Raw genomic sequence first — 26,931 nt, forward strand, 5'->3', positions numbered from 1 at the left:
GGAATCCGGGAGAAAGGAGGGCGCACATTTGCCATGCCCGCACTGTAAAATCACTATCGTCCAGCGGAGCGAGAACGAATCCGCTGTTTCTGCCGCTGCTTACCAGAGCGGCGAAAAGCTGTTTTCTGAATACGACCAGCAGCAGAAATACTATCCCTATAAAACCGAAGTCACCCACAAGGAAATCATGCTCCCGCCCCATGTGCCGCCGGAATATGCCGACCGCAATACCTTATGGAACTCTGCCGAAGCACAGGAAAAACAATGGAACTCCCAACTAGCCCGGAGGTTCGTGCTTGCCATCCCAAGGGAAATCCCATCGGAACAGCACGCCGACCTTATCCGTGACTACTGCCGGGAGTTTTTTGTTTCCAAAGGCATGATAGCCGATTTTGCCATCCATGACAAAGGGGACGGCACCCCCCACGCCCATATCCTGCTCACCATGCGGGCGATGGACGAAAAAGGGAAATGGCTCCCCAAATGCCGCAAGGTATACGACCTTGACGAAAACGGCGAAAGAATCCGGCTCCCGTCCGGCAGATGGAAAAGCCATAAGGAGAACACCGTGGACTGGAACGACCAGAAATACTCTGAAATCTGGCGGCAGGGATGGGCGGACACGGCTAACCGTTACTTAGAAGCCAATCACCGCCCGGAACGGCTTGACCTGCGCTCCTATGCCCGACAAGGGATTGATAAAATCCCCACCGTCCACATGGGGCCAGCCGCCTGCCAGATGGAGAAGAAAGGAATCCAGACCAGCATCGGCAACCTGAACCGGGACATCAAAGCCGCCAACTCCCTCATGCAGTCCATCCGCCAGATGGTGCGCCACTTAAAAGGCTGGATTGCCGATTTAAAAGAGAAAAAAGCCGCCCTGATGGAAGCATTGGAGCAGACGAAGGAACCGACCATACCGGAGCTGCTCTCACAGTATTTAGAACTGCGGAGCGGACAGCGTGCCGGCTGGACTTCCAGAGGGAAGCTCAAAGGCACAGTTGCCGACTTCAACAAGGTACAGGCGGCAATGGATTTTCTGCGGGAAAAAGGAATCTCCACCGTGGAAAGCCTTGACACCCGGCTGGACGAAATCAGCCAGACCGCCGTTTCTGTCATGGAGAGCGTGAAAAAAAGCGAGAAGCGTATCAAAGCCATCGACACCATGCTGTCCTACATTGACAAATACGAAGCCAACAAGCCAGTCCATAAGGAGTACGCCGCCATCGGCTGGAAGAAGAAAAAAGAGCAGTTTGCGGAGAGCCACCGGGAGGAACTGGACGCTTACAATGCCGCCATCCGGTATTTGAAAGCCAACCTGAAAGGCAATTCCTACTCCCGCAAAGATTTGGAAGCGGAACGGGAACAGCTTACTTCTGCCCTGCCGGAACAGGGGGAAGAGCTGGAAGCGGTTCAGGCAGATGTAAAAGTGCTGCGGGATGTGCGCCGCTGGCTCAACCAAGTGTTGCCATCCGAGCAGTACCGACAGACCGCCGAGCCGGGGAAGAAACCGTCCGTACAGGGGAACCTGAAAGGGCGGCAGGAACGCATCCGGCAGGAGCAGGCAGAGAAACGCCAGCCGCCCCGGACACAGAAACAACAGAATATGGAACTTTAAACAGGCACTTGTTTTGTGATTTGAAATCGCTGGCAGGTGCCTTTTCTTTTTAAACAAAATGGATTTACAGACAACGTGAACGACATTGTGTCGCTCACGTTGGGATTATCAGGAGGAAACGCCTATTGAACGTATTTGAAGCCGTGAAGCAGTCCGTCACCACAAGGCAGGCTGCGGAGCGTTACGGAATCAAAGTAAACCGGAATGGGATGTGCGTCTGCCCGTTCCATAACGATAAGAACCCAAGCATGAAGGTTGACCGCCGCTTTTACTGTTTCGGCTGCGGAGCCACCGGGGACGTGATTGACTTTGTTTCACGTCTTTATGGAATCGGCAGTAAGGAAGCCGCCCTCATGCTGGCGCAGGACTTCTCCATCCCCTATGAGGATAGAAAGAACACCGGAAAGCAACCCATCCGGCCACGCTTACGGAGGGAAAGCGAAGAACAGAAATTTAAGCGCATGGAGCGGCACTGCTTCCGGGTACTGTCCGACTATTACCATCTCCTGCGCCGCTGGAAGGAAGAATACGCCCCTAAACAGCCAGATGAAGCATGGAATCCCCGGTTTATAGAAACCCTGCAAAACATGAGCCGTCTGGAATATCTGATGGACGTACTTTTATCGGGGGAACTTCCAGAGCGGGCAGCCCTTATCACAGGACACGGAAAGGAAGTGAGGAACCTTGAAAGACGAATGGCAGAACTTACCGCCCCAGATACGGCAGGAAGTAAAGAACATGGCAGAAAACACCGAGCCGCCCCGGAGCGTTGAGGACGTCAAAGCCTTGCTGGAAACCACCGAAAAAGGCGGCTTCCGAAACAGTATCCGCAACTGCCTGACCGTGTTTCAGTGCGACCCGCTCCTTTCCGGGGCGGTTGCCTATAACCTGCTGACCGACCGCACCGATATTTTAAAGCCCATCGGCTACCAAAGAACCCCAAACAGCCCCATGACCGACACGGACATGAAATATATCCGGCTGTATCTGGAAGAAACTTACGGTCTGACCAGTGAAAAGAAGATACAGGACGCTGCCGACCTTGCCGCCAACGAGAACAGCTACCACCCTGTCCGGGAGTATTTAAACAGCCTGACATGGGACGGAACCGAACGGATACGCTCCTGCCTGCGGCACTTTCTGGGAGCCGGTGAGGACGATTACACTTACCAATCCCTGCGCCTGTTCCTGTTGGGAGCCATCCACCGGGCATTTGCCCCCGGCTGTAAATTTGAAATCATGCTCTGTCTGGTAGGCGGTCAGGGAGCCGGGAAGTCCACCTTCTTCCGCCTGCTGGCGGTCAAAGACGAGTGGTTTTCCGATGATTTACGAAAGCTGGACGATGACAACGTATACCGCAAGCTGCAAGGCCACTGGATAATCGAGATGTCGGAGATGATTGCCACCGCAAACGCCAAGAGCATAGAGGAAATCAAGTCATTTTTGAGCCGCCAGAAGGAAGTCTACAAGATACCCTACGAAACCCACCCGGCAGACCGCCCAAGGCAGTGCGTGTTTGGCGGTACGTCCAATGCCCTTGACTTCCTGCCCCTTGACCGCTCCGGCAACCGCCGCTTTATTCCCATACAGGTATGCCCGGAACAGGCGCAAATCCATATCTTAGAGGACGAAGCCGCTTCCAGAGCCTATTTAAACCAAGTGTGGGCGGAAGCGATGGAGATTTACAAAAGCGGCAGATGGAAGCTGACATTCAGCCCGGAAATGGTGCGCTATCTAAAGGAACGCCAGCGGGACTTTATGCCGGAGGACACCAAGGCCGGGATGATTCAGGCTTTCCTTGACAGCTACCCCGGCGATACCGTCTGCTCCAAACAGCTATACAAAGAAGCCCTGAACCACGCCTTTGACGAGCCGAAACAATGGGAGATACGGGAAATCAACGAGATAATGAACCAGTGCGTTACTGGCTGGAAGTATTTCTCCAACCCCCGGATGTTTGCCGGATATGGCAGACAGAAAGGATGGGAACGGGAGCAGCCGACAACGGACACTGGCAACGGAGCGGGAAAAAACCCGGAGGGATTTACGCCGGTGCCGGAGCAGATGGAGCTTCCCTTCTGAAAAAATCCGGCAAATAACAGCCCGTTGCACACTTCGTTGCTATCCCGTTGCCGGGCCGGTTGCCGGGGAAAATCCCGTAACTGTCGGCTTTTCTCCCCTTTAACAACCAAAACAACAGAAAAATAAAAGAAAAAGTATAAAATAACCCAACCGCCAGACAAGGATTAGTTTCATGGTTTTTTGAAGCCCGTTGCCGGACTTCGTTGCCGACCTTCCCTGTCTGGCTGTTTTCATCTATGGAGGACAACTGCCTATGGCGAAAAATAAAACAGAGATTCATGTCACCACAATATTTGACGGCGAACTGGACGCTACGGACGTTTTCGTGAGCCTTATCGCACAGAAACACAGCAGAAAAACAGATAAAGATTATCTTGCTAAACCACAAGAAATAGGGTATAATAAAGATGAGGTTCCAAGTGACCGTGTTCCGTCTGGATTGTGCGGGTAAACGGTTATGATGAACACAATGGAATATACAGGGATGGACACGATTCTTGCCGGAAGCTTCCGGGCAGCTATCTATTGCAGGCTGTCCAAGGACGATGACCTTGACGGGACGAGTGCCAGTATCGAGAACCAGCGGGATATGCTGGAAAAGTTCTGCCAGAAGCAGGGATGGGAGGTTACGGCAGTCTATCAGGACGACGGCTTCACCGGCTTGAACATGGAACGCCCCGACCTGAAACGGATGTTGAAAGCCATCGAGCGGAAGCAGATAAACCTTGTGATTACAAAGGATTTATCGAGGTTAGGACGGAACTACTTGCAGACCGGGCAGCTTATTGAGGACTTCTTTCCAAGAAACGGTGTGCGCTACATCGCCATGAATGACGGTATCGACACCATGCGGGACAACAACGACATTGCGCCCTTTAAAAATATCCTGAATGAAATGTACAGCAAGGATATTTCCAAGAAAGTCCATTCCTCCTATGTGCTGAAGGCGCAGAAAGGCCAGTTCACCGGCTGTATCGCCCCGTTTGGCTACAAGAAAGACCCGGAGGACAAGAACCACCTTCTTATTGACGGGGAAACCGCCCCGGTTGTCAGGCTGATTTTCGGGTATGCGCTGGACGGACACGGCCCCAACTACATCCGGCGCAGGCTGGAGGAAGAAAAGCACCCCTGCCCGACATGGTGGAACCGGAAGCGGGGACACCGGAACATCCGCACCAAATGGGAAAAGAAAGACCCGGAAAACGGGCGGTACGTCTGGGACTTCTCCGTGATTAAGGAAATCCTGATGAATCCCGTCTACACCGGCGCAATCGCTTCCCAAAAGACCGAGTACCGCTTTAAAATCGGCACTATCCGGGATAAGAAGCCGGAGGACTGGATTGTGGTGGAGGGGACGCATGAGCCGCTGGTGGACAAAAAGGACTTTGCGATTGTGCAGGAAAAACTGAAATCCCGCCAACGACCGGGCAAATCCGGGGAAATCAACCTCTTTGCAGGGCTGATAAAATGCGGGGAGTGCGGAAAGGCTCTCACCATCCGCACCACGCATGAGAAGTTCCCGAAGCGGATTTTCTCCTGTAAGACCTACAATGCCTATGGGAAGCAGCACTGCACACAGCACCGGATTGAGTTTGACACGCTCTATTCTCTTGTGCTGAACAAAATCCGGGAGTGCGCCGCCGCTGCCCTGACCGACAGTGAAGCAGTAGCCGGACGGCTGACTGACACCTGCAAAGCCGAACAGAAAGACCAGCAGGAAGCAATGGAACGCACCCTTGCCAAAGACGAGGAACGTATCCAAGTGCTGGAAAAAATGGTGCTTCGGCTCTATGAGGACATGGTAGCCGGACGAATCACAGAAGCAAACTTCAATCTCCTTCTGGAAAAGACACAGAAGGAACAGGCAGAATTAAAGGCTAAAGTTGAGAAAGGCAGGAAACACCTTGCCGATGAAATCCGGCTTGCCGTGGACGCAAGGCAGTGGGTGGAATCCATACAGGAATATAAGGACATCACCGAGCTGGACGCTTCCATCCTGAACCGTCTGATTAAAGAAATCGTTGTCCATGAAACCATAGACAGCGATAAGACAAGACACATTTCTATCGAAATTCTTTTTAATCTCAAACCCATACCGGAAGTGGAGCAGGTCACAAGCTGACCGCTCCCCTGCTCCGGGGGATTCTTTAAAAACTCCATATATATTTCTTGACGTGCCGCCGCCCGCCAGATAGCTGTATTGTTCCTACTAATTGGGGATAACACAGCTTATGGCTGGCGGCGGTATTGTGCTGGTGGGTGCCACGTTGATCCCGCTGCTCTCCGGCCTGTTCGGTTAATAGCCGATGGGCAGTCTGTTTGAAAGGATAACAGACTGGATTAAAGAGGGCTTAATCGAAGCGATCACAGGACAATACACTGGTATCTTTGAGTCCGTCAACAGCCAGGTCTCGGATGTGGCCTCGCAGGTAGGCCAGACTCCGCAGGGGTGGAATGGCGGCGTGTTCAGCATGATCCAGAATCTTTCTGAAACCGTCGTCATTCCCATTGCGGGAATTATCCTGACTTTTGTTCTTGTCTATGAACTGATCCAGATGATCCTTGAAAAGAACAACATGCACGATTTTGATATGTTCAACATCTTCAAGTGGATTTTCAAAACCTTTGTTGCCACATATCTGCTCACCAACTGCTTTACTATCGTCATGGCGGTGTTTGACGTCGCCCAGAATGTGGTGAGCCAGAGCGCCGGCGTGATAAACGGGAACATGGATGTTACCGCTGCGCTGGCCGACCTGGAAACGCAGCTTGAAGCAATGGGGATGTGGGAACTGATCGGCCTGTGGCTGGAGACCAACATCATCAACCTGTGCATGTGGGTGTTGTCCATCGTGATCTTTGTCATTGTGTATGGCCGTATGATTGAAATATATCTTACGGTCAGCCTGGCACCCATACCCTTTTCCACAATGGCAAACCGTGAATGGGGGCAGATGGGGACAAATTACCTGCGTTCCCTGTTTGCTTTAGGTTTCCAGGGGTTTTTGATCCTGGTCTGCGTTGCAATTTATGCGGTGCTGGTCCAGTCGATCCCTTCTTCCGGTGACATTCACGGCGCGATCTGGGGTACGGCAGGCTATACGGTCCTGCTGGCCTTTGCCCTGTTTAAGACAGGCTCGCTATCCAAAAGTATTTTTAACTCGCATTAGCGTGTAACCAACCTACATTTTAACAAGAAGGAGGACTTTCCTATATGAGTAAGACAAACAACGAACCCATGCAGCCGGAGGCTCAGGCGGGCGAAGGCTTGAAACTGGATGTAAATGTACGCCCGATTGCCCCGATGGGGAACCTTCTGGCTTTCGCCAATGTGACGATTGGGGACTGTTTCAAGATCGACGGCTTCCGTATCTGCTCCGGTGAAAACGGGCTGTATGTCAATATGCCTTCCACCCAGGATAAGCAGGGAAAATGGAGGGATGTCTGCTGGCCGGTGACGGCGGATTTCCGCAGGCAGCTTAACGATGCCCTGATTGAAGGGTACGGCCAGGCGATTGAAAATTTGCAGGCCACCCTTGAAGCGACAAAGGGAGCGGCGGAGAAACCTTCCCTGACCGGCGCCCTGAAGGATAATGCCGGCAAGGTCAAGACGCAGCCGGCAAAGCCTGCTCCCGCCAAGAATGAGCAGGCCCGATAATGCCGGAGGCTGGAAAATATGGCATCGTGTATGCGGACCCACCCTGGCGTTATGATATGAAACGCGGCAACGGGGTGGCGGAAAACCATTACCCAACCATGAGCATAGAAGAAATATGCGCACTGCCGGTTGCAGACCTTGTGGCCAAAGACAGTGCGCTTTTTCTATGGGCCACCTTCCCGCAGCTCAATGAAGCCTTCCGGGTAATCGAAGCATGGGGCTTCAAATATAAGACGCTGGCCTTTTTGTGGCTGAAACAGAACCGGAAAGCGGATTCCTGGTTTTATGGGATGGGATTCTGGACCCGCTCTAATGCGGAGGTGTGCTTACTGGCGACCAGGGGAAACCCCAAACGCCAGTGTGCGGGAATCCACCAGTTTGTGATCTCCCATATCGAACAGCACAGCAAGAAGCCGGACGAGGTACGGGATAAGATTGTGAAGCTCATGGGCGACCAGCCCAGGGTAGAACTGTTCGCAAGGCAGCAGACCCCCGGCTGGGATGTGTGGGGAAATGAAGTGGATTCCAGTATCACGATGCCGGAAAGGAAGAAGTGATATACAGCATGAATGGAGGTGAATTTACATGCCCTATGTACCCGTACCCAAAGACTTAACGAAAGTCAAGACCAAGCTGGCGTTTAACCTGACGAAGCGCCAGCTTATTTGTTTCAGCCTGGCCGCGCTGGTGGGGCTGCCGGTATATTTCCTTACCCGCGGCGCTATCGGCAACTCGGCGGCGGTGCTGTTGATGATCGGGCTTATGATGCCCTTTTTCTTTTTCGCCATGTATGAGCGGGACGGACAGCCGGCGGAGAAACTTCTGAAAAACAGGCTCCGCTATAAGCTCTGGCCGAAGAAACGGCCATACCGGACGGAAAACCTGTATAAATCCATGTCAAAGAAGGAGGTTACGAGGATTGCCAAAAACCAAACAGCAGGAAGCCCAGGAAAAACGTCTGCAAAGAAACATCAGGCAGGCAAAAACGGCCAGGGCCGACGCAAAGACAAGCGGAAATAAGACTGTCCGCACCAGGCCGCCTAAAAAGGGCGGCTTTTTTGCCGGGCTGAAAACGGACGCCCCGCAGACGGTCCAGCAGAGTATTCCCTATAAGGAAATGTACCGGGATGGAATCTGCCGGCTGACGGATAAGCTCTACACCAAGACGGTGCAGTTTTTTGATATTAACTACCAGCTTGCACAGGCGGATGACAAAGCGCAGATTTTTGAGGGCTACTGTGATTTCCTCAATTATTTTGACGCTTCGATCCATGTGCAGCTTACCTTCATCAACCAGCGGGCCAACATGCAGGATTTCGCCCGCAGTATCGACATCCCCATCCGCGGCGACGAATATGACGGAATCCGCAGGGAATATGGGGATATGTTAAAGGGCCAGCTCCAAAAAGGCAACAACGGCCTTACCAAGCGGAAATATATCACCTTCGGCATTGAGGCTGACGACCTTCGCACTGCAAAGATGCGCCTGGAGCGGATCGAGGCCGACGTGCTGGCGAATTTCAAAGCCCTGGGAGCACAGGCAAAGCCGTTAGACGGGCAGGAACGCCTGGAGCTCCTTCACAGCCAGCTCCACCCGGACGGGCAGGAAAAGTTTCATTTTGCCTGGGCGGACCTGCCGAAAACCGGGCTTTCCACAAAAGATTTTATTGCGCCCTCCGGCCTGTCGTTCTCGAATGACGGAAAGACCTTCCGGGTGGCCGACCATTCCGGGGCAGTGTCCTTTTTGCAGATTTTAGCGCCGGAGCTGACGGACCGGCTGCTGGCGGAGCTGCTTGACCTGGACGACGCCGTGACGGTGAACCTGCATATCCAGTCCATCGACCAGGCCCAGGCGATCAAGAACATCAAACGCAAGATGTCCGATTTGCAGAAAATGACCATTGAAGAACAGAAGAAAGCGGTCCGTGCCGGTTATGACATGGACATCATACCTACCGACCTTGCCACCTACGGCGAAGAAGCAAAGAATCTCCTACAGGATTTGCAGAGCCGGAATGAGCGCATGTTTCTCGTGACGGTGCTGGTGGAGAATATCGCTTCCAAACGGCAAAAGCTGTTTAATGATATTCTGTCTGCCTCCGGTATTGCGCAGAAATATAACTGTGCCCTGAAACGTCTGGACTACCAGCAGGAACAGGGGCTTATGTCCTCTCTTGCCTTAGGGTTGAACCAGATTGAAATTGAGCGTGGGCTTACGACAAGCAGCACCGCCATTTTCGTGCCGTTTACGACCTGCGAGCTGTTCCAGGAGGGCGAGGCGCTTTATTATGGCCTGAACGCTTTAAGCAATAACCTGATCATGGCGAACCGCAAGAGCTTAAAGAATCCAAACGGCCTGTTCCTGGGAACGCCCGGCAGCGGCAAGTCCTTCTCTGCCAAGCGTGAGATCGTCAACGTGTTCCTTTTAACGGAGGATGACATCATTATTGCAGACCCGGAAAATGAGTACGGGCCTCTGGTACAGCAGTTTGGAGATCAGGGGCAGGTCATTGACATTTCCCCGACTTCCACCAACTATATCAATCCGATGGACATTAACCTGGACTATTCGGACGATGAAAACCCCATCACACTGAAAAGCGATTTTATCCTGTCGCTGTGTGACCTGATTATCGGCGGCAAGGAAGGGCTTTCCCCGATTGAGAGGACCATCATTGACCGTTGCACGAGGCTTGTGTACCGGGATTATTTGCAGGACCCACGCCCGGAAAATATGCCGGTCCTGGGCGACTTGTATGAGCTGCTTTTGAAACAGGCGGAGCCGGAGGCGCAGAATATCGCTACGGCGCTGGAAATCTACGTCAATGGCTCCCTGAATGTGTTCAATCACCGTTCCAACATTGACATGAACAACCACCGGGTACTCTGCTTCCAGTTAAAGTCTCTGGGCAAGGCCCTGAAAGAGATCGGGCTTCTCATTATGCAGGATGCCGTGTGGAACCGTGTTACCGCCAACCGCTCGAAGCACAAGACGACCTGGTTCTATATCGACGAATTCCACCTCCTTTTGAAAGGCCAGACCGGAAGTTTCAGTGTGGAAATCTGGAAAAGATTCCGTAAATGGGGCGGCATACCATCGGGCCTGACGCAGAATGTGAAGGACCTGCTGGCCTCCCGCGAGATTGAGAATATCTTTGAGAACTCGGATTTTATCTACATGCTGAACCAGGCCCAGGGGGACCGGCAGATTTTGGCGAAGCAGTTGGGGATTTCCCCGCACCAGCTTTCCTATGTGACCCATTCAGGCCCCGGCGAGGGGCTTCTGTTTTTCGGGAATGTGATTATCCCCTTTGTCGATCATTTTCCGAAGGACACCCTGTTATACAGCGTACTTACAACACGGCCTGATGAAGTGGCAGGTGCGTAAATTCCCGAAAAATAAAAATGACTGGAGGTGATAACAGTGCCGCGGGACAAAGAATTTCAGAGGAAAAAGAAAGATGCCCGGATGCCGGTCCGTGATTCCCATGCGGAGGAACGTATGGACACTCGGCAGAGCGAACAGGATTTTAACCTGCTTCGGGCCAGGGACGCCCCTTCTTCTTCGGGAACGGCCCGGAGCCGGAGGTATGAAACCGCAGCACAGCAGGCAGCGGATGATATGCAGCCTTCCGCAGCGGATGTACAGCAGGCGGCCACTTCCACGCTGGAACATTTGGCTGGAAAAGATTTGGACCATGAGCCTTCTGCACCAGAACTGCGCCGGAGGGATTTCAGATATGAAGAATCCCGGCGTGCGGATTTTGACAGTGGCAATTCTGGTACAGAACACCACACACAGGGAGAACCCGGTCAGGCAGAACGCCGTTCCCGGATGCACCAGCACGGCAACAAATACCAGCAGCGTTTCCAGGAGGCGGCAAAGGCCGAGGAACCAAAGGACAAGCCACCGGAGGCAGCCGAAGGAGAACCAAAACGGCCTTCCAAGCTGGAATTTACCGCTGACGAACTCCCACCAGAGGCAAAAGATACAAAGCTCACCAAAGCCCGGAGGAAAGCGGAACGGACAGCAGAAAAACTGGAGCAGGCGGAGAATCGTCTGCCTGCCCGCCGTAAGCTGCGGATGGAAACATCTTCTGATCCTGATACGGGTAAAGCCAAAAAGCACCTGAAATTTGAAAAGGAGGTGAAATCCCAAAGGACCCATGTAAAGGGTCCTGCTCCGATGCGCCCGGTAAAGGTCGGCACAAACATGGCGGTTGGCTACGCCCACAAAAAAATCTACCAGGCGGAGAATGAAAATGTCGGCATTAAAGCAGCCCACCGCACCGAGCTTGTAAGCGAGTCGGGGCTGCGCATGGCATACCACAGGCATAAGACCGCGCCATACCGCAGGGTGGCAAAATTACAGCAGAAATCAGCCAGGGCCAATGCCCGGCTTGCCTACTGGCAGGCATTACAGGACAACCCGGAGCTGAAGAAAAATCTTCTTGCCCGGATGTGGCAGAAACAGAAAATTAAACGCCAGTATGCCAAAGCAGCCAGAGAAGCGAAAAAAGCGGGAAAGTGCGCAAAGGACACCGCCGTTACCACGGAGAAGATCGCTGCCGGCGTGGTTCACGCTGTCAAGCGCCACCCGGTTATATGTGGAATCGTGATCCTGCTCCTTTTGGTATTTTTCCTGATTACCTCCCTCTTTTCTTCCTTTTCTAATCTGGGAACCGGAGGGCTGGGGAGCCTTGCTGCCTCTACTTATCTGGCGGACGACGCGGACATCAACAATGCGGAGCTTGTCTATACCGAGTGGGAAACGGACTTGCAAATGCAGATCAACCGTGTGGAATCGGACCGGTCCGGTTATGACGAATACCGCTATAACATCGGCCCCATTGAGCATGACCCTTATGTTTTAATGGGGTATCTCACCTCTGCGTATCAGGATTTCACCTATGCACAGATCGAGAGCGTCCTCCGAGAGCTTTTTAACGGGCAGTATTCCCTATCTTTTTCAGAAGAAACGGAAATCCGCTACCGGACAGAAACAAGCATTGACCCGGAGACCGGTGAGGAAACGGAGGAAGAAGTGCCTTATGAGTGGCACATCTTAAATGTAACGCTTACTTCCACGCCGCTTGAAAACCTGGTGGTTTCACGCATGGACGCAGACCAGAAGGAAATCTGCGAGATTTTATTGCAGACCAAAGGCAACCGGCAGTATGTGAAAAATGTGTTTGGCACGAACTGGCTGCCCTATGTCACCAGCTACTACGGCTACCGGGTACACCCAATCAGCGGGGGAAAGAACTACCATACCGGCGTTGACATTGGGATGCCCCAGGGCACGGAGATTTTGGCCGGGCATGACGGCACGGTCACGCTGGCAGGAAACGCGGGCGGCTATGGCCTGTGCGTTGCCATTGAGGGCGAGGCTTACGAGGGGCACTCCCTTACCACCAAATACGGCCACTGTTCGCAAATCTTAGTATCTGCCGGACAGGAGGTAAAAGCCGGGGATGTGATTGCGAAGGTCGGCAGTACCGGAAATTCCACCGGGCCGCACCTGCACCTGGAGGTGCTGGTTGACGGCCAGTATATGAATCCCATGTATTTCGCCGATACCGGCGATACCAGCGAGCGGCATCTGCCGGCAATAGGCGCAGGTGGCGGAGGGAATTATTTCAATTATGATGTACCGCCAGAGGCCCTTGCGGATGAAAAATTTGCGGCTATGCTCGCGGAGGCTGAAAAGTATTTAGGCTATCCGTATGTATGGGGCGGCGCAAGCCCTTCCACTTCCTTTGACTGTTCCGGGTATGTTTCCTGGGTGGTCAATCATTGCGGCGTGGGCTGGAATTTCGGACGCCTGACCGCAGATGGGCTTTTAGGCGTGTGTACGCCTGTATCAAACGCGGATGCAAGTCCCGGCGACCTGATTTTCTTCCAGGGCACCTATAACACCAGCGGCGCAAGCCATGTGGGAATCTATGTGGGTAACGGGATGATGATCCATTGCGGGGACCCGATCTCCTACGCGAACATCAACACAAGCTACTGGCAGCAGCACTTTTATACATTTGGGCGTCTGCCCTGACAGATTGGAGGTAATAAATTGAACCCTAAGATTGAAAAACTGGAAAAAGAGATCGACAAGACAAAAACCAGGATCGCGGAGATGCAGGCCAAGCTCCGCGACCTGGAAAAGCAGAAAACGGAGCTGGAGAATACCGATTATGTGGCGATTGCCCGCAGCTTCCATCTGACGCCCCAGCAGTTGGCCGAATTTCTGAAATCGCAGCAGTCCGTCCCGTCCGTGGATGGCCCTCTGCAGAAACAGGAGGACATGAATGAGGACTAAAAAAATCTCTCTGTTACTGGCGCTTGTGCTTGTCATAAGCGCCATATCTTTGCCCCTGACGGCTTATGCCGCCGGGGAAAAAGATACCACACCGCCAGAGCTTACGGCTTCTCTGGACGGCGGTACGCTGAAAATAGAAAGCAGCGACGATCATTCCGGCGTGGAGGCAGTCTTTGTGGACGGGAACCGTATCAACTCCCTGACCAATGGGGCGGCTTCCGTCACCCTAAAGGATTATGCCGGCACAGGAAAACAGGTAAGCGTGTACGCCCAGGATTATGCCGGGAACCGCTCAAAGACCGTGAAGTTTGAAAATCCCTATTATGAGGAACCGGCGCCCACGGAAAAACCTGCTGCCACGGTACCGCAGAACCAGAGCAGCAAGCCGGTAAAACCGGCACAGGCCCAGGCTGCTTCTTCCGGCAGTACCGATCATAACGTCCAAAGCAGCAATTCCGGCAGTAATGCTTCCGGGAATGGCTCTAATGCGGGTACGAATACGGGAGCCAATGGCGGTAGCAATACAGCCTCCGGCACAAATAACGGCAGCTCCAATTCCCAGGAGGAAACAGGAACCACTTCCTCTATCCCGGATGGCGCGTTTACCCCGGATGGTACCGGCACAGTGTTAGATACAGCCACCGGCGAAGGTGACGATAAGCAGTTTTATACCATCACCACCGAGGCCGGAAATGTATTCTATCTTATCATTGACGGAAAGCGGGACGATAACAACGTCTACTTCCTGAACGGTGTTACCGAAGCTGACCTGATGGCCCTGGCGGAAAAGAACGAGGGCACCATGAGCGTGATTCCGGCAGAGGACGTCTGCACCTGTACGGATAAATGCGAAGTCGGCGAAGTCAATACTGCCTGTCCGGTCTGCAAGAACGACCTCAAAGGCTGTACCGGAAAGGAAAAACCTGCGGAAACAGAGGAACCCGCACAGACCGAACCGCCGAAAAAGGACAATGGCAGCGCCGGCACGATTATCTTCATTATCGTTGCCCTGCTTGCGGTAGGAGGCGTTGGTTATTATGTGAAGATCATCCGTCCGAAGCAGCAGGCAGAGGATGAAGAAGATTTCGAGGATGACGGCTACGGCGAAGGCTTTGACCCGGATGAAGCCTATGGGGAACCGGAATATCTCTCCGAAGATGATTTTGACGACAGGATTGATAATGGACAGGAGGACAGCGAGTAAAGCTGTCCTTTACTATTTTAAGAAAGCGAGGATATTTCATGGAGAAAACAAATACCCATTACCGCAGCGGCGTAAAGCGGCTGCTGGCATTTCTGCTTTGCGCAGTATGCGTCTTTGGGATGATCCCTACCCAGGCGTTCGCATTTTCGCCGGGACAGAAAGCAAGCTCCTGGCTGGGCGATCAGTATGTGGGGTCTGACGGACAGCATTATTATGCGCCGGCGCCTTACACCTACCTTGTTTACAATTCTGATGGAACGATGGATGTGCGCAGCAGTTCCGGGGGCAATGCTTACCGGCACTATATGCTGACAGCTTCGGACGGGAGCAGCCAGCAGGTGTATTGCGTGGAAAGCGGCATTGCCTATAACACTTCTGACAATACCTATACATCGGAAAGCGGCACCAACAGCAATTACTTAAACCTGCTGCCTTCCGAGGCAAGACGGGGGATCACCCTCACGGCGATTTACGGCTGGAAACCCGGCGCCTCCCTCCCTGTGTCCGGCATTAACGAGGACGATTATAAAATGGCGACACAGATTATCCTCTGGGAGTACCAGCAGCAGCTTCGCAGCGACCCATACAGCCGGCACGGGAACGGCCATGCAAACGCAGACCAGTATTTCAGCGTGATCGCCGGACGTCCTGCGGAAAAAGCCTACAACTGGATTTTGTCACAGGTTGCTTCCCATTCCACAGTTCCCTCCTTTACTTCCACAAAGAAAAGCAAAGCCCCGGAACTGGAACTGAAATGGGACACGGAGAAAAAAATTTATACCCTGACCGTCACGGACACCAATAACCTGAAAATCAATCTGGAGACTTTGAAAGGCAGTGGTGTTTCCGTCACAAGAAACGGGAACAAGTACACATTTACCAGTAAGAACATGATTATGGACCCTGTGACCTTTGAATTCCGGAAGGATATTCCGGTTGCCAACGATATGCTGATCTGGGGCCGTCCCGGTTATCAGACCATGATGACCGGCGCCAGCGACCCGGTTTCCTTCTTTACAAAAGTCAAAACCGAAACCTACGGTACCGCAAAGATTGTCAAGACCAGCGAGGACGGCATTGTGTCGGGGATTCCTTTCCAAATCTCCGGCACGGACATTTTGGGAAATAAAGTGGATGAAACTGTCACTACCGGAAAAAACGGGCAGATCAAAGAAAAGCTGCTGCCCGGCACCTATCTAGTGAAAGAGCTGCCGGTGGACCGTTATGTTACCCCTTCTGCACAGTATGTCACCATTGAAAGCGGACAGACCTCCACGGTGCATTTCAGCAATATCCTGAAAAAATTCCGCATCCATGCGGTAAAGAGTGACGCTGATACCGGCACCGCCCAAGGCGACGCCACCCTTGCCGGGGCAACCTACGGAATTTATAACAATGGCGAACTGGTAGACACCTACACTACCGGGCCAGACGGCAGCTTTATGACCCGCTACTATGTCTGCGGCGATAACTGGACTATCCGGGAGATTGAACCGAGCACCGGCTACCTCTTAAACGATACAGTCTATGAGGTGGGCGCTTCCCCGACACTATATGAGGTGGAACTGAATACCACGGAGAACCAGGTCAAGGAAACGGTCATTTACGGAAATATCCAGCTTGTGAAGCATACGGACGATCTGGACCCGGATGTGTCCGGGGATGAAAATACGGACGAACCCAATGAGGGCGTCATTGAACGCCCGGAGGCCGGAGCGGTCTTTGAGGTTTACCTGAAAGCGGCAGGCAGCTATGAGGGCGCAAAAGAAAGCGAGCGCGACCTGCTCACTACCGATGGGGACGGCTTTGCTTCCACCAAAATGTTACCTTATGGCCGTTATACAGTGCACCAGGTAGTCGGCGAAGAAGGGAAAGCGTTTATCCCGGACTTTACGGTCTTTATTTCTTCCAACGGACAGACTTACAGCTATATCCTGAATAACCGTACCATTACCGCAAGGCTGCGTGTAGAGAAATGCGACGCGGAGACCGGCAATATTATTCCGATGACGGGCACTGGTTTCCAGATCAAGGATTTGTCTACCGGGGAATTTGTCACCCAGGAAATCTATTATCCGAACCCGGAAACCCTTGATACTTTCTATGTATCGGATGAAGGCTGGCTGATGCTGCCGGAGCCTTTGCACACTGGCGATTATGAGCTTTACGAGGTGGCGGCGCCTTATGGATATGTATTATCCAGTGAACCGGTGCCGTTTACCATTGACGGCAGCGAGGCCGTTGTCACGGTTACGCAGTATAATATGCCGCAGAAGGGGCAGCTTACCATCACCAAGACCGGCGAGGTATTCGCTTCCGTCCAGGAGAACGATGGCCTGTACCAGCCGGTGTATGAAGTGGCCGGGCTTCCGGGTGCGGTCTATGACGTGATCGCGGATGAAGATATTTATACCGGCGACGGGACGCTCAGGGCGGCAAAAGATACCGTTGTGGAAACCCTTACCACAGGGGAGGATGGAACGGCACAGAGCGGACTTTTGTACCTGGGCCGCTACCGTCTGGAAGAACGCCAGGCGCCGGAGGGGATGGTCTTAAATACCCAGCCGGAATATGCCGAGCTTACTTATGCGGGTGAAACTGTGGAAGTGACGCAGACCGCCATCGGACTTTATGACGAGCGCCAGAAGGTGGCTGTGAGCCTGCTTAAAGCACTGGAAACAGACGAGCTGTTCGGGCTTGGCATGAATGAGGAATACAAAGATATTTCTTTCGGCCTTTATGCTTCCGCAGACCTGACGGCCCTTGACGGCAGCGTGATCCCGGCAGGCGGGCTTTTAGAAGTGGTTTCCATTGACCCGAATGAGGCGGGTGGCTATGACGCTTCCTTTGTCTCCGACCTGCCTTTTGGCAGCTACTATGTGAAAGAACGCACCACAAACAGCGCCTATATCCTCTCTGATACGGAATATCCGGTGATCTTTGAGTATGCCGGCCAGGACGCGGCGTTGGTGCAGATTCTTGTCAATGAGGGCGAGGCTGTTTCCAATGACCTGCTGCGCGGGCGTGTGGACGGTGTAAAGGTTGGCGAAAACCCGGAGGGCGGCGAAGATATGAAGCTGTCCGGTGCGGTCATGGGCCTGTTTCAGCCTGATACCGAAGAATTTACCGAGAAAAACGCGCTGCTTACTGTCACCACTGCCGAGGATGGCAGCTTTTCTTTTGAGAATATCCCTTACGGCCACTGGATCGTAAAGGAAATTTCCTCTCCGGCGCTTTATACGGTAAGCCCGCAGCAGCACCATATCTATATCGGTGTAGACGGCCAGAGCATTGAAATCAAAGTGGAAAATACCCTGATCCGCGGCAGCGTGCAGGTGATGAAAACCGAGGCGGTGGACGAGCCTTCTTCTGTGGAGAAGGAGGACAAAGATAATAACACCTTCCTCCGCTTCCTCTCCGGCGCAGTATTCGATCTGTATGAGGACGCCAATGGCAATAAGGAATTTGATTCCGAAGATATGAAGATCGGTACACTGAAAGAATCGGATGCGGGCTACCACACCGCGGAGGGTCTTCTGGCAAAGGGCTACTTTGTGAAGGAAAGCAAGGCACCGGAGGGCTACCAGCTTGACGAGAACGCCTACTACTTTGCCATCACAGAGGACGGCCAGGTGGCTGTTGTGGAAAATGGCGAGGCCGGACGGGGCTTTACCAATGAGGCGCACCGCGGAAATCTGAAGATTACAAAGGATTCCAGTGACGGGCGCAAGGATGGGTTCGCTTTTGAAGTTAAGAATGCGGACGGCTCCTACTGTGAGACCTTTACCAGTCCAAAATCCGGCGTGATCGAGGTCAAAGGGCTGCGCGTTGGCATTTATACCGTAACGGAAATCTCCAACCGGGCAAGCAAGGACTATATCATTCCTGACGCCGCCACCGTGGAGATCAAGGCGGACGAAACCGCAACGGTCCAGTTCTTCAATGAAAAGCCGGAGAAACCGACTACCCCGGATAACCCGGATAATCCGAAAACACCGTCCAATCCGTCCACACCGTCTAATCCTGATAAAGCGGTACCGCAGACTGGGGATGACAATTTCATTTTCCTGTATGGCGGGCTTCTGGCGCTGGCTGTAATTGGCGGTGGGCTGTTTGCCGTGGTCTATTTCAAAAAGGAAAAGTACAGCAGAAATACCCCAAAGAGAAAAGCTGTTGGTATTGCGGTGGTTTCTCTCTGTGCGGCACTGGCACTTGGCAGCGGGTTCCTGATGGTACGCGACCTTAACCAGTATTCAGAGAGCGCCGGAGCCTATGAGGACATTGCTTCCCATGTAGAGCTGCCGGAGCAGACCGAAGCGCCGGAGGACGATAACACGGAAACGGAACCTGCCGGGGAGGACACTTCTGTGGTCCTCCCCACAGTGGATTTTGATGCGCTCCGGGAAACCGGGCCGGACATCATCGGCTGGCTTACCCTCCCTGATACGGCCATTAACTACCCGGTGACGCAGACAGATGATAACGAGTATTACCTGCACCATCTGTATGACGGCACCTATAATAAGACGGGCTGCCTGTTTGCAGACTATGAAAATAAGGAGGATTTTTCGGACCGCAATACCATTATCTACGGCCACAATATGCGGGACGGCTCCATGTTCGCCACGCTGAATGAGTATGACGAACAGAGCTATTTTGACGGACACCCGCAGATGTACCTTGTCACTCCTGACGGCGGCTATATCGTGGAAATTTTCACGGCGTTTGTGGCAAAACCCGGAGAGTCTGGCAGCGACACCTCCCCCTGGAGGCTTAGCTGGAAAGATGACGGGACCTATACCACATGGCTTTCTGAAATGGCGGGCCGTTCTGTCATTGAAACCGATGTTACGGTGACTTCCAGTGATAAGGTGCTGACCCTTTCCACCTGTACGCCCGGAGGCGCGAGCCGCTTTATCGTCATGGGAAAGCTGGCGGCTGTAAACGATTAACAAGAATATTGGAAACCGGTGCGGGGGCAATCTGCTCCCGCACCGGTTATTTAGGAGGATTTTTCTATGGTGAATACCATTGTTTCGATACCCGGCTATGTCCATCTGTACCGCTCCCTTTTGCGGTTCTATGATATGCCGGAAAATGAAGTCCGGGAAATGCTCTATCTTCTGAACACGGCAAACCTGGACTGCTACGAGTATTATCACCCGGAACGTGATGTGATCCAGAGCGGGCCGGTAGCCTTTAGCGGCTGGCTGGAACATAAGGACTGCCGCCCTTACCGGACGGAGGTGCAGCTTTATAAATCCCTGCTGTTCTTAAAGCGCAGCATTGACCGTGACCTGATCGTGACCTCACAGCGGGAGGCGCTACAGACACTGCGGTGTATCATTTCTAATCTGGAATACCGCTTTTATAAGGCGTATGGTATGGAGATTGAAGATAAACGGACCGTGTACGGGGAATGTACCTACCATATGGTACCCAGGGAGGACGAACCCAGCGTGTGCCTGATGCACGATTGGATTTACCTTCCTAGCGCATAATGCTGGGAACTTTATATAAATTTGTTCCGAATAATAGATAAAATTCGGGACAGTTCATTTTCAAAGGAGGGATGCCATATCACACAGAAGGAAGTCAATGCCGTATTTGACGAGCAGGTGCGGCTCTGCGCTGATATTCTGCAAAAGAAAACCAGGGAATACACCGGGGACGATACGGACCGGCTGGGGGCTTTTAAGGCGGCGGCAGCTTTGCAGCACACCACGCCTCAGTGCGCCCTTGCCGGGATGCTGGCGAAGCATATCGTTTCTCTGTATGACATGTGCTTTGACGGTGATACGGATTACGACATAGGCACTTGGAATGAAAAGATCACAGACAGTCTCAACTATCTGTTCTTACTGAAAGCCATTGTAAAGGAGGGACATACCAATCAAACGGATTGAAGTAAAAATATTGAACTGCCAGGCGGTTGCCGAGGCCGAGAGAAACATGGTCTTTGCAGCGCGGCTTACCCAGCGGGGGCATAAGATCGCCACGATGGATGATCTGCTGGCACTCTATGAGAAGTCATTCAGCGAGAATACCGTGGCGGCCATCAGCAGCCTCCCTCATCCCACGGTCCAAAAATTTGCGATAATCACTGTGGCCGTTGTGGGGGCAAGCAGGCGGTTCCTGTCGCAGATCACGCGCCATCAGAACGAAGTAAAGTTTATGAGCGCATCCTTACAGTACAGCAATTATACGGGGCAGGCAGATTTTGCCGTACCCTATGAGATCCTAACCGCCCCGGCTGCGGTTCGGGAACTGTACTTAAAAAGCTGTCACGAAGGCATGGACTGTTACGAAAAGCTGTGTGCCGAGGGAATTGGCCATGATGCGGCGGGCTATGCCACACCCCAGGGGCTTCGGAATGTGCTGGTTATCAGCGCCACGCCTTATCAGTGGAAACACATCATCGGCCAGCGGATATGCCGGCGCAATACGGACGAGACCCGGATCGTGCTATTAAAAATCTGGCAGGAGCTTTATACCTTAAGCCCGGCGCTGTTTGCCCCTGGTTTTACAGGCCCGTTCTGCCAACGGGACAAATGCCTGGAAGGGAAAATGACATGCGGCAGAAAAATAGGTGTGGATATGACGCCGGAGGATCTTCTGAAAGCGGACTATCCGGCGCTTTCGGAAGGAGGCGGCGCATGAAAATCAAATTGATTGACTTTGGCGTGCCAAAGAGCCGCCGCCCTTTCCGTCCGCATGGGAACGATGCCGGCGCGGATGTTTACATGCCCTATGACTGTACTTTGCAGCCGGGCGAAATCGCAAAGGTTCCTCTCGGATTTGGAATTGAAGTGCCGGACGGATATGCAGGTTATGTATTTCCACGCACCAGCATGGCAATAAAGGGTCTGGTGTGTGAGCTGCCTCCTGTGGACTCCGGCTATCGTGGGGAAATCCATGCCATTATCAGTAATGTAAGCAGCAAACCTCAGGAACTTTCTAAAGGAGCGCGGATAGGACAGCTTGTGATTACCCCCGTTGTAATTGCAGATTTTGTTTCGGATTTGGGAGTAGAGCGCGGAACCGGAGGGTTTGGAAGTACCGGGGCATAAATCAGGATAAATATAGAGTGTTTCCAGACTTAATTTAGGACAGTATGGGAAATAATAAGAAGTAAAGCGGTCATTTTCCGTGACCGCTTTACTTCTTGTTGTTCAATTCTTTCATAATGCCGAGGATATATGTCATTGATTTGGAATCCAGTTTCTTTGCCTCTGCAATAAATTCCTGCAAGGTCTCTGGATAAAGGTTTTCTTCGTCAAAGAATTCCTTCGGCGTTACGCCGAGATATTCACAGATATAGAAGAAGGACTGCATGGCAGGAAGTGACTTTTTGTTTTCAATGTTATTGATGTAGTTGTTCGCTTGCCCCAACGACAATGACATGTCGCGTGCAGATACGCCCTTTTGTAATCTCAGCTTTGCCAGCCGTTCCGGGATGAATTCTTCATACATCACCCTCACCTCTCATTCTATAATAGATTGTACCTCACGCAGACGCATTATTCACAAATTAAAAAAGGGTGTTTGCGTTGACTTGAAAAAATAAATCTATTATAATGATTGAAAGTACAAAAACAAATCTATCAATCGGAGGAACCTGATGGAAGGAAAGACTTGCTGTGTCACCGGACACAGAGATATACCTGCTGATGAAACAGCCCATGTAAAGGTGGCTCTGCGCCAGGAAATTGGAAAAGCAGTAAACGATGGTTTCACTATCTTTGTCTCCGGCTTTGCGGATGGCGTGGATCAATACTTTGCAGAGATTGTTCTGGAGCTGCAGAATAAAAATCCAAATTTGAAGCTAATCGCGGTGCTTCCATACCGAAAACGGAAGGACAGCCTGTGCCAGAAGGAACACACAAACGCCCTGCTGGATGCCTGTGCAGAGGTTATCATAATTCAGGAAGAATACAGACCCAACGTTTATGCCAAACGCAACCGCTACATGGTGGAACATGCAGACCGTGTAATTGCAGTATATGACGGACGGGAAAAAGGCGGTACAGTTAAGACAATCCGCTTTGCGCACCAATTTCGGAAGGAACTGCGGGAAATACCCGTAGGGTTAATCTTGGACAAAAACAGGACAAATCTTGGACAAAACCGGATATGAAAAAGTGGAGATACAGGCTGCTCTATGGTATAATAAATGTTCAACCGTGAAGGCCAGTAACAAATCTGATTGGACTTACAGATAATTATAGTTCACCTTTTGTGAAAATGGGAAACCACAGTTTGAAAGGAGTGTTTGCATGAAACATGTATGTATGCTTATATCGGTGGCCGACATTAACGCCGCGAGAAAATTTTATGAGGATTTGTTTGGATTAGAGGTGTTCCAGGATTATGGCAGAAACATTGCTTTTACCTGCGGCCTGGCATTGCAGCAGGATTTTGACTGGCTTGTAGATCTGCCAAAAGAAAAGGTAATAAAAAAATCCAATAATGCGGAAATCGTTTTTGAGGAACAAGACTTTGACAGTTTTCTGAACAAGCTGAAGGAATACCCGGATATTGAATATCTGGGAGAAGTGATCGAGCATAGCTGGGGCCAGCGGGTGATTCGGTTTTACGATTTGGACGGACACATCATTGAGGTTGGCGAGGATATGAAAATGGTGATAAAGCGTTTTCTTGATTCCGGCATGACCATGGAAGAGGTTTCTGTGAAAATGGACGCTTCTATTGAGGATTTGACAAAACTTCTAAATAGCTAGTATATGATGGACGAATAAACAAATCTAAATTTGTGGAGGAAAAAGATAATGGCAAAAGAAAAAGGTTCATTCAAAGAATTTCTATCGGCAATCGCGCCAGAACACCAAGCGTTTGTCGAGAAACTTAATACGAAACTTATTGAGCAGGGCTGTGACCTTGTAATAAAGGAAGCAAAAAGCGGTTACACCGCTTCATACCAACTAGAGAAGAAAACAGTAATGAATTGGGTGTTTCGCAAGACAGGTGTTTTTGCACGGATTTACGGAGACAATGCTGGCAAGTATGAGGATATAATCGCTTCGCTTCCTGCTGATATGCAAAAGAAAATGACTACTTCTCGTGACTGCAAGAGACTGATTGACCCTAATGCCTGTAGTGATACCTGTGTGAAAGGTTTTGTTTATGCCTTGAATGGCGACACACATAAAAAATGCCGTAATGACGGAATGTTCTTTCTACTGACAAATGAAACAGCGGAGCATATAGCTAGGCTGGTCTGTGCAGAGGTTAATGTGCGTAAGTCAGCTTTATAACGACAGAAAAGTTAAGACCAATAAATCCCAGTTTATAGAATTGAACAAATCGGAATTGATGGAGGAATTAACAATGAACAGATATGAAGAAGGAATGAAATTAATCGAAGAAAGTTGTGGCAACAGAAAAGATAATACCATTGCACTCTCAACTATTGCTACGGGATCGGGAGCTGATGGATTTCCTCGCCCTAGTGTCCGTGATGTAAGTGCTTATTATGAAGATGGCGTGTTTTACGTCACAACATCGGCAAAATCAAATAAAATGCAGCAGATCGCTCATAACAAAGAGGTTGCGTTTTCTGTTTGCTTTGAGGGGATATACGGACATGGAATTGGAGAAAACCTCGGATGGGTTTTGGAACCCCAAAACGCTGCCCTAAGAACGAAACTCCGTGAAGTATTTGCAGACTGGTACGATGATGCAAATAATGAGCAGGATGAAAACTGTGTTATTTTGGCAATCCGTATTACAAGTGCAACGATATTTAGAGACCACGGTGCTGTGCGTTATAAGTTGGACCTTGTAAATAAGGTGGAGGTTGAATAGTAGATCTGTAGAATGGTGGACTAACAAACAAATCGAGAGTTAAGGAAGGGAAAGAATGAAACGAGAATTAGGAATCGCAAGGTGTGGGCTTGCCTGTTGCCTGTGTTCAGAAAATGAAAAATGCAATGGCTGCTATTCGGATAACTGTCCTGACTACACCCAATGCGAAAACAGAAAATGCTCCATGGAAAAGAAACTTCCAGGCTGTTATGCCTGTGAAATGGATTGTAAAAGAGGTTTGATGAATAAAATCAAGCCATATGGATTTACATTATTTATAAAAAGATATGGGATAGAGAATCTTCTTGATTGCCTTGAAGAAAATGAAAAGAGAGGAATCCTGTATCATCGTAAAGGAATTATTGGCGATTATGATGATTTTGACGATGTGGAAAAGTTGATAGAATTTATTAAGACAGGGAAAAATTAGGATTTTTAGGAGGTACATAACCATGAGAAATATGATTGCATACTGTGGGCTGGATTGTGAAAAATGCGACGCATATCTCGCAACAATCAATGACGACCAGGCGTTACGTGAGAAAACTGCAAAACTATGGGCCGAGTTAAATAATGCTCCCATTCTGCCTGAACATATCAACTGTGAAGGCTGTCGCGTTGATGGGATTAAAACTGTACACTGCGATAGTCTTTGCGGTATTCGTCAATGTGCATTGAAAAAAGGTGTGGCGACATGTGGCGACTGCCCAGACATGGAAATATGTCAGACGGTTGGAATGATCATCTCAAATAACCCCGACGCTCTAAAAAATCTGAGGAGATAGATTACATATCAGTTTGACAACTTGGAAGTTGCAGCAAAGATTATATAACGAATGGGGGTATACCTTTGGAAACAGTAAAATTAGGATTTCAATATACTCAAAGTGAATATATAAAAGCAGTAAGGCAATATTTAATTTCTAGTAAAACTATACATAAATATGATATTGCTTTAGCCGCTGTATTTTTGTTGCTGTCAGTAGTTTATATGCTGTTCTCCTCTTTTAGCGTATTTAGTATTTTAATATTTGGTTGATAATTGTTGTAACTACATTGGGAAGCTATTTATATATTCTAATGCCTATACTGAAATTCAAACAAACTGCAAAATATCATGAGGAATATACGCTGGTATTTTCTAAGGAAACCATTAAATTTCAAACACAAAGCATTGAATCAGAAATGAAGTGGGACATTTACTCTGCACTATGGGAGAGCCATGATTTTTATTACTTAATTCAAGCACCACGAATATATACGTTAATTCCAAAAAGAGTTTTTAAAGACCTAAACGAAAAACAGCTATTTGAAGAAATTGCACAATCAAGAGTAAAAACAACAAAGCATGTATAATGAACGTACCCTACAATGTAACAACTTCCATTTTCACAATACCTAACTTGGTGCCACTGTACTGCAGGATATAGCAAGAAACTTATTGAACTTGTTTTTGAGGCTCCCGTGGATGTGGAAATATTGCAAAGCATAAGACAGGGATTTGATTACTGTCTGCTGAGAGTCACGTTTAGCAAAGGTTAGAATTTATCTTACATTAGGAGCTGCCATGAAAGGATTTAACCGACCAAATCAATTATTTTCCCTATGCGGTTTGAATTGTGGGCTTTGCCCTATGTTCTTGAATAAATACTGTCCCGGTTGCGGCGGTGGTGGGGGGAACCAATCCTGCAAAATCGCAAGGTGCAGCATGGATCACAACGGTGCCCAATACTGTTTCCAATGCAGCGAATACCCTTGCGAAAAATACGATCATATTGACGATTTTGATTCCTTTATAACACATCGAAACCGAAGATCTGATATGGAAAAGGCCAAACAATTCGGGATAGACGCTTATAATGCAGAGCAGGCGGAGAAGGCCAACATTCTGGAGGTTTTATTATCCAATTATAATGATGGCCGCAAAAAGACACTCTTTTGTGTTGCCGTCAACCTGCTGGAACTGCAAGAGCTGCAAACGGTACTTAGAGAAATTGATCGTAAACCTGATATGGAAACAATGACGCTCAAAGAAAAAAGCGCATTTGTTGCCGGATTACTGCAGGATGCGGCGGCAGAGAAAAATATTGATTTAAAACTTCATAAGAAAAAGGGATAATTTGAATATGCTATGATTTTTACACATGGATCAATGCTTATAGATCATCTAATCTTCCCTTCCCCCAATTAAATATCTTTGAAACTGCGCCACATATTTTTGGTGGTGC

The 26,931-nt window shown here is 50.4% G+C and carries 28 protein-coding genes and 2 pseudogenes; 29 read left to right on the forward strand and 1 reads right to left on the reverse strand.

What is annotated here, in order from left to right:
- Nucleotides 1-28 precede the first annotated feature (28 nt).
- The 19 genes and pseudogenes from mobQ (at nt 29) to GN277_RS09870 (ending at nt 21,948) form a co-directional block, all read left to right on the forward strand.
- Nucleotides 29-1,618 carry a MobQ family relaxase gene (mobQ, locus tag GN277_RS09775; protein WP_159750886.1) on the forward strand — a complete coding sequence of 530 codons (1,590 nt, stop codon included), beginning with the start codon at nt 29-31 and terminating at the stop codon, nt 1,616-1,618.
- 125 nt (nt 1,619-1,743) lie between these two features.
- Entirely contained in the window at nt 1,744-2,391 is a 648-nt protein-coding gene (locus GN277_RS09780; RefSeq protein ID WP_159750887.1) for a CHC2 zinc finger domain-containing protein, read from the forward strand.
- The gene (locus GN277_RS09785; protein WP_159756562.1) at nt 2,357-3,700 is read left to right on the forward strand and encodes a virulence-associated E family protein; all 1,344 of its coding nucleotides are present in this window, start codon (nt 2,357-2,359) and stop codon (nt 3,698-3,700) included. Before GN277_RS09780 ends, GN277_RS09785 begins: the two co-directional genes overlap by 35 nt.
- A gap of 253 nt (nt 3,701-3,953) precedes the next feature.
- On the forward strand, nt 3,954-4,151 hold the full coding sequence (locus GN277_RS09795) for a hypothetical protein (RefSeq protein ID WP_159750888.1): 198 nt from the start codon (nt 3,954-3,956) through the stop codon (nt 4,149-4,151).
- Between the two features lie 6 nt (nt 4,152-4,157).
- Nucleotides 4,158-5,822, forward strand: coding sequence for a recombinase family protein (locus GN277_RS09800; RefSeq protein WP_159750889.1), 1,665 nt, complete (start codon nt 4,158-4,160; stop codon nt 5,820-5,822).
- Nucleotides 5,823-5,916: 94 nt separating this feature from the next.
- Nucleotides 5,917-6,000 (forward strand): annotated as a pseudogene (locus tag GN277_RS09805) (Maff2 family mobile element protein); the annotation flags it as partial.
- A gap of 6 nt (nt 6,001-6,006) precedes the next feature.
- Nucleotides 6,007-6,870, forward strand: coding sequence for a VirB6/TrbL-like conjugal transfer protein, CD1112 family (locus tag GN277_RS09810; protein WP_159750890.1), 864 nt, complete (start codon nt 6,007-6,009; stop codon nt 6,868-6,870).
- Between the two features lie 44 nt (nt 6,871-6,914).
- Nucleotides 6,915-7,358 (forward strand): SpoVG family protein, encoded by a 444-nt coding sequence (locus GN277_RS09815; protein ID WP_159750891.1) that lies wholly within the window; start codon nt 6,915-6,917, stop codon nt 7,356-7,358.
- Entirely contained in the window at nt 7,358-7,915 is a 558-nt protein-coding gene (locus GN277_RS09820; RefSeq protein WP_159750892.1) for an MT-A70 family methyltransferase, read from the forward strand. Before GN277_RS09815 ends, GN277_RS09820 begins: the two co-directional genes overlap by 1 nt.
- 28 nt (nt 7,916-7,943) lie before the next feature.
- On the forward strand, nt 7,944-8,378 hold the full coding sequence (locus GN277_RS09825) for a PrgI family protein (RefSeq protein WP_159750893.1): 435 nt from the start codon (nt 7,944-7,946) through the stop codon (nt 8,376-8,378).
- A complete protein-coding gene (locus GN277_RS09830) occupies nt 8,317-10,746 on the forward strand; it encodes a VirB4-like conjugal transfer ATPase, CD1110 family (protein ID WP_456300603.1) in 2,430 nt (809 codons plus the stop codon). Before GN277_RS09825 ends, GN277_RS09830 begins: the two co-directional genes overlap by 62 nt.
- A 36-nt stretch (nt 10,747-10,782) precedes the next feature.
- Nucleotides 10,783-13,410, forward strand: coding sequence for a CD1108 family mobile element protein (locus tag GN277_RS09835; RefSeq protein ID WP_159750894.1), 2,628 nt, complete (start codon nt 10,783-10,785; stop codon nt 13,408-13,410).
- Between the two features lie 18 nt (nt 13,411-13,428).
- Nucleotides 13,429-13,674 carry a DUF4315 family protein gene (locus GN277_RS09840; RefSeq protein ID WP_159750895.1) on the forward strand — a complete coding sequence of 82 codons (246 nt, stop codon included), beginning with the start codon at nt 13,429-13,431 and terminating at the stop codon, nt 13,672-13,674.
- Nucleotides 13,664-14,878, forward strand: a complete 1,215-nt coding sequence (locus tag GN277_RS09845; protein ID WP_159750896.1) for a DUF4366 domain-containing protein — start codon at nt 13,664-13,666, stop codon at nt 14,876-14,878. The genes GN277_RS09840 and GN277_RS09845 overlap by 11 nt, the downstream gene beginning before the upstream one ends.
- A gap of 38 nt (nt 14,879-14,916) precedes the next feature.
- Nucleotides 14,917-19,830 (forward strand): class B sortase, encoded by a 4,914-nt coding sequence (gene srtB, locus GN277_RS09850; protein WP_159750897.1) that lies wholly within the window; start codon nt 14,917-14,919, stop codon nt 19,828-19,830.
- Between the two features lie 66 nt (nt 19,831-19,896).
- Complete coding sequence (locus GN277_RS09855) at nt 19,897-20,379, forward strand: hypothetical protein (RefSeq protein WP_159750898.1); 483 nt, start codon at nt 19,897-19,899, stop codon at nt 20,377-20,379.
- A 21-nt stretch (nt 20,380-20,400) separates the two neighbouring features.
- On the forward strand, nt 20,401-20,784 hold the full coding sequence (locus tag GN277_RS09860; protein ID WP_244324654.1) for a hypothetical protein: 384 nt from the start codon (nt 20,401-20,403) through the stop codon (nt 20,782-20,784).
- Nucleotides 20,785-20,830: 46 nt separating this feature from the next.
- Nucleotides 20,831-21,538, forward strand: a complete 708-nt coding sequence (locus GN277_RS09865; RefSeq protein WP_159756568.1) for an FAD-dependent thymidylate synthase — start codon at nt 20,831-20,833, stop codon at nt 21,536-21,538.
- A complete protein-coding gene (locus GN277_RS09870; RefSeq protein WP_159750899.1) occupies nt 21,535-21,948 on the forward strand; it encodes a dUTP diphosphatase in 414 nt (137 codons plus the stop codon). Before GN277_RS09865 ends, GN277_RS09870 begins: the two co-directional genes overlap by 4 nt.
- 88 nt (nt 21,949-22,036) lie before the next feature.
- Here the strand turns inward: GN277_RS09870 and GN277_RS09875 are convergent, their stop codons facing one another.
- A complete protein-coding gene (locus tag GN277_RS09875; RefSeq protein WP_159750900.1) occupies nt 22,037-22,351 on the reverse strand; it encodes a helix-turn-helix domain-containing protein in 315 nt (104 codons plus the stop codon).
- A gap of 148 nt (nt 22,352-22,499) precedes the next feature.
- Here GN277_RS09875 and GN277_RS09880 point away from each other — a divergent pair, with 148 nt between their 5' ends.
- From GN277_RS09880 to GN277_RS32130, 10 genes and pseudogenes are all read left to right on the forward strand, one after another.
- Nucleotides 22,500-23,015, forward strand: a complete 516-nt coding sequence (locus GN277_RS09880; RefSeq protein WP_159750901.1) for an SLOG family protein — start codon at nt 22,500-22,502, stop codon at nt 23,013-23,015.
- A 139-nt stretch (nt 23,016-23,154) separates the two neighbouring features.
- On the forward strand, nt 23,155-23,619 hold the full coding sequence (locus GN277_RS09885) for a VOC family protein (RefSeq protein WP_065550907.1): 465 nt from the start codon (nt 23,155-23,157) through the stop codon (nt 23,617-23,619).
- Nucleotides 23,620-23,667: 48 nt separating this feature from the next.
- Complete coding sequence (locus GN277_RS09890) at nt 23,668-24,153, forward strand: hypothetical protein (RefSeq protein ID WP_065550908.1); 486 nt, start codon at nt 23,668-23,670, stop codon at nt 24,151-24,153.
- Nucleotides 24,154-24,226: 73 nt separating this feature from the next.
- Nucleotides 24,227-24,703, forward strand: a complete 477-nt coding sequence (locus tag GN277_RS09895) for a pyridoxamine 5'-phosphate oxidase family protein (RefSeq protein WP_065550909.1) — start codon at nt 24,227-24,229, stop codon at nt 24,701-24,703.
- A 55-nt stretch (nt 24,704-24,758) separates the two neighbouring features.
- Nucleotides 24,759-25,133: a hypothetical protein gene (locus tag GN277_RS09900; RefSeq protein ID WP_065550910.1), complete on the forward strand. Its 375-nt coding sequence runs from the start codon at nt 24,759-24,761 to the stop codon at nt 25,131-25,133.
- A 22-nt stretch (nt 25,134-25,155) separates the two neighbouring features.
- Entirely contained in the window at nt 25,156-25,488 is a 333-nt protein-coding gene (locus GN277_RS09905; protein ID WP_159750902.1) for a DUF3795 domain-containing protein, read from the forward strand.
- A gap of 65 nt (nt 25,489-25,553) precedes the next feature.
- A complete protein-coding gene (locus GN277_RS30085; RefSeq protein WP_244324655.1) occupies nt 25,554-25,742 on the forward strand; it encodes a hypothetical protein in 189 nt (62 codons plus the stop codon).
- Nucleotides 25,743-25,783: 41 nt separating this feature from the next.
- Entirely contained in the window at nt 25,784-26,059 is a 276-nt protein-coding gene (locus GN277_RS30090) for a YcxB family protein (protein WP_244324656.1), read from the forward strand.
- A 57-nt stretch (nt 26,060-26,116) separates the two neighbouring features.
- Nucleotides 26,117-26,245, forward strand: a pseudogene (locus GN277_RS32125) (DUF6144 family protein); the annotation flags it as partial.
- A gap of 25 nt (nt 26,246-26,270) precedes the next feature.
- Nucleotides 26,271-26,822 (forward strand): DUF3795 domain-containing protein, encoded by a 552-nt coding sequence (locus GN277_RS32130; RefSeq protein WP_159750903.1) that lies wholly within the window; start codon nt 26,271-26,273, stop codon nt 26,820-26,822.
- The last annotated feature ends 109 nt before the right edge of the window (nt 26,823-26,931 follow it).

The organism is Sporofaciens musculi (assembly GCF_009830285.1).
Taxonomy (GTDB): Bacteria; Bacillota; Clostridia; order Lachnospirales; family Lachnospiraceae; genus Sporofaciens; species Sporofaciens musculi.

Bases quoted from the DNA above. Each gene is read 5' to 3' on its own strand.
- GN277_RS09785 (WP_159756562.1), top strand. From the start codon at position 2,357: ATGGCAGAAAACACCGAGCCGCCCCGGAGCGTTGAGGACGTCAAAGCC.
- GN277_RS09795 (WP_159750888.1), top strand. From the start codon at position 3,954: ATGGCGAAAAATAAAACAGAGATTCATGTCACCACAATATTTGACGGC.
- GN277_RS09800 (WP_159750889.1), top strand. From the start codon at position 4,158: ATGATGAACACAATGGAATATACAGGGATGGACACGATTCTTGCCGGA.
- GN277_RS09810 (WP_159750890.1), top strand. From the start codon at position 6,007: ATGGGCAGTCTGTTTGAAAGGATAACAGACTGGATTAAAGAGGGCTTA.
- GN277_RS09815 (WP_159750891.1), top strand. From the start codon at position 6,915: ATGAGTAAGACAAACAACGAACCCATGCAGCCGGAGGCTCAGGCGGGC.
- GN277_RS09820 (WP_159750892.1), top strand. From the start codon at position 7,358: ATGCCGGAGGCTGGAAAATATGGCATCGTGTATGCGGACCCACCCTGG.
- GN277_RS09825 (WP_159750893.1), top strand. From the start codon at position 7,944: ATGCCCTATGTACCCGTACCCAAAGACTTAACGAAAGTCAAGACCAAG.
- GN277_RS09845 (WP_159750896.1), top strand. From the start codon at position 13,664: ATGAGGACTAAAAAAATCTCTCTGTTACTGGCGCTTGTGCTTGTCATA.
- srtB (WP_159750897.1), top strand. From the start codon at position 14,917: ATGGAGAAAACAAATACCCATTACCGCAGCGGCGTAAAGCGGCTGCTG.
- GN277_RS09855 (WP_159750898.1), top strand. From the start codon at position 19,897: ATGGTGAATACCATTGTTTCGATACCCGGCTATGTCCATCTGTACCGC.
- GN277_RS09865 (WP_159756568.1), top strand. From the start codon at position 20,831: ATGGTCTTTGCAGCGCGGCTTACCCAGCGGGGGCATAAGATCGCCACG.
- GN277_RS09870 (WP_159750899.1), top strand. From the start codon at position 21,535: ATGAAAATCAAATTGATTGACTTTGGCGTGCCAAAGAGCCGCCGCCCT.
- GN277_RS09875 (WP_159750900.1), bottom strand. From the start codon at position 22,351: ATGTATGAAGAATTCATCCCGGAACGGCTGGCAAAGCTGAGATTACAA.
- GN277_RS09880 (WP_159750901.1), top strand. From the start codon at position 22,500: ATGGAAGGAAAGACTTGCTGTGTCACCGGACACAGAGATATACCTGCT.
- GN277_RS09885 (WP_065550907.1), top strand. From the start codon at position 23,155: ATGAAACATGTATGTATGCTTATATCGGTGGCCGACATTAACGCCGCG.
- GN277_RS09890 (WP_065550908.1), top strand. From the start codon at position 23,668: ATGGCAAAAGAAAAAGGTTCATTCAAAGAATTTCTATCGGCAATCGCG.
- GN277_RS09895 (WP_065550909.1), top strand. From the start codon at position 24,227: ATGAACAGATATGAAGAAGGAATGAAATTAATCGAAGAAAGTTGTGGC.
- GN277_RS09900 (WP_065550910.1), top strand. From the start codon at position 24,759: ATGAAACGAGAATTAGGAATCGCAAGGTGTGGGCTTGCCTGTTGCCTG.
- GN277_RS09905 (WP_159750902.1), top strand. From the start codon at position 25,156: ATGAGAAATATGATTGCATACTGTGGGCTGGATTGTGAAAAATGCGAC.
- GN277_RS30090 (WP_244324656.1), top strand. From the start codon at position 25,784: ATGCCTATACTGAAATTCAAACAAACTGCAAAATATCATGAGGAATAT.
- GN277_RS32130 (WP_159750903.1), top strand. From the start codon at position 26,271: ATGAAAGGATTTAACCGACCAAATCAATTATTTTCCCTATGCGGTTTG.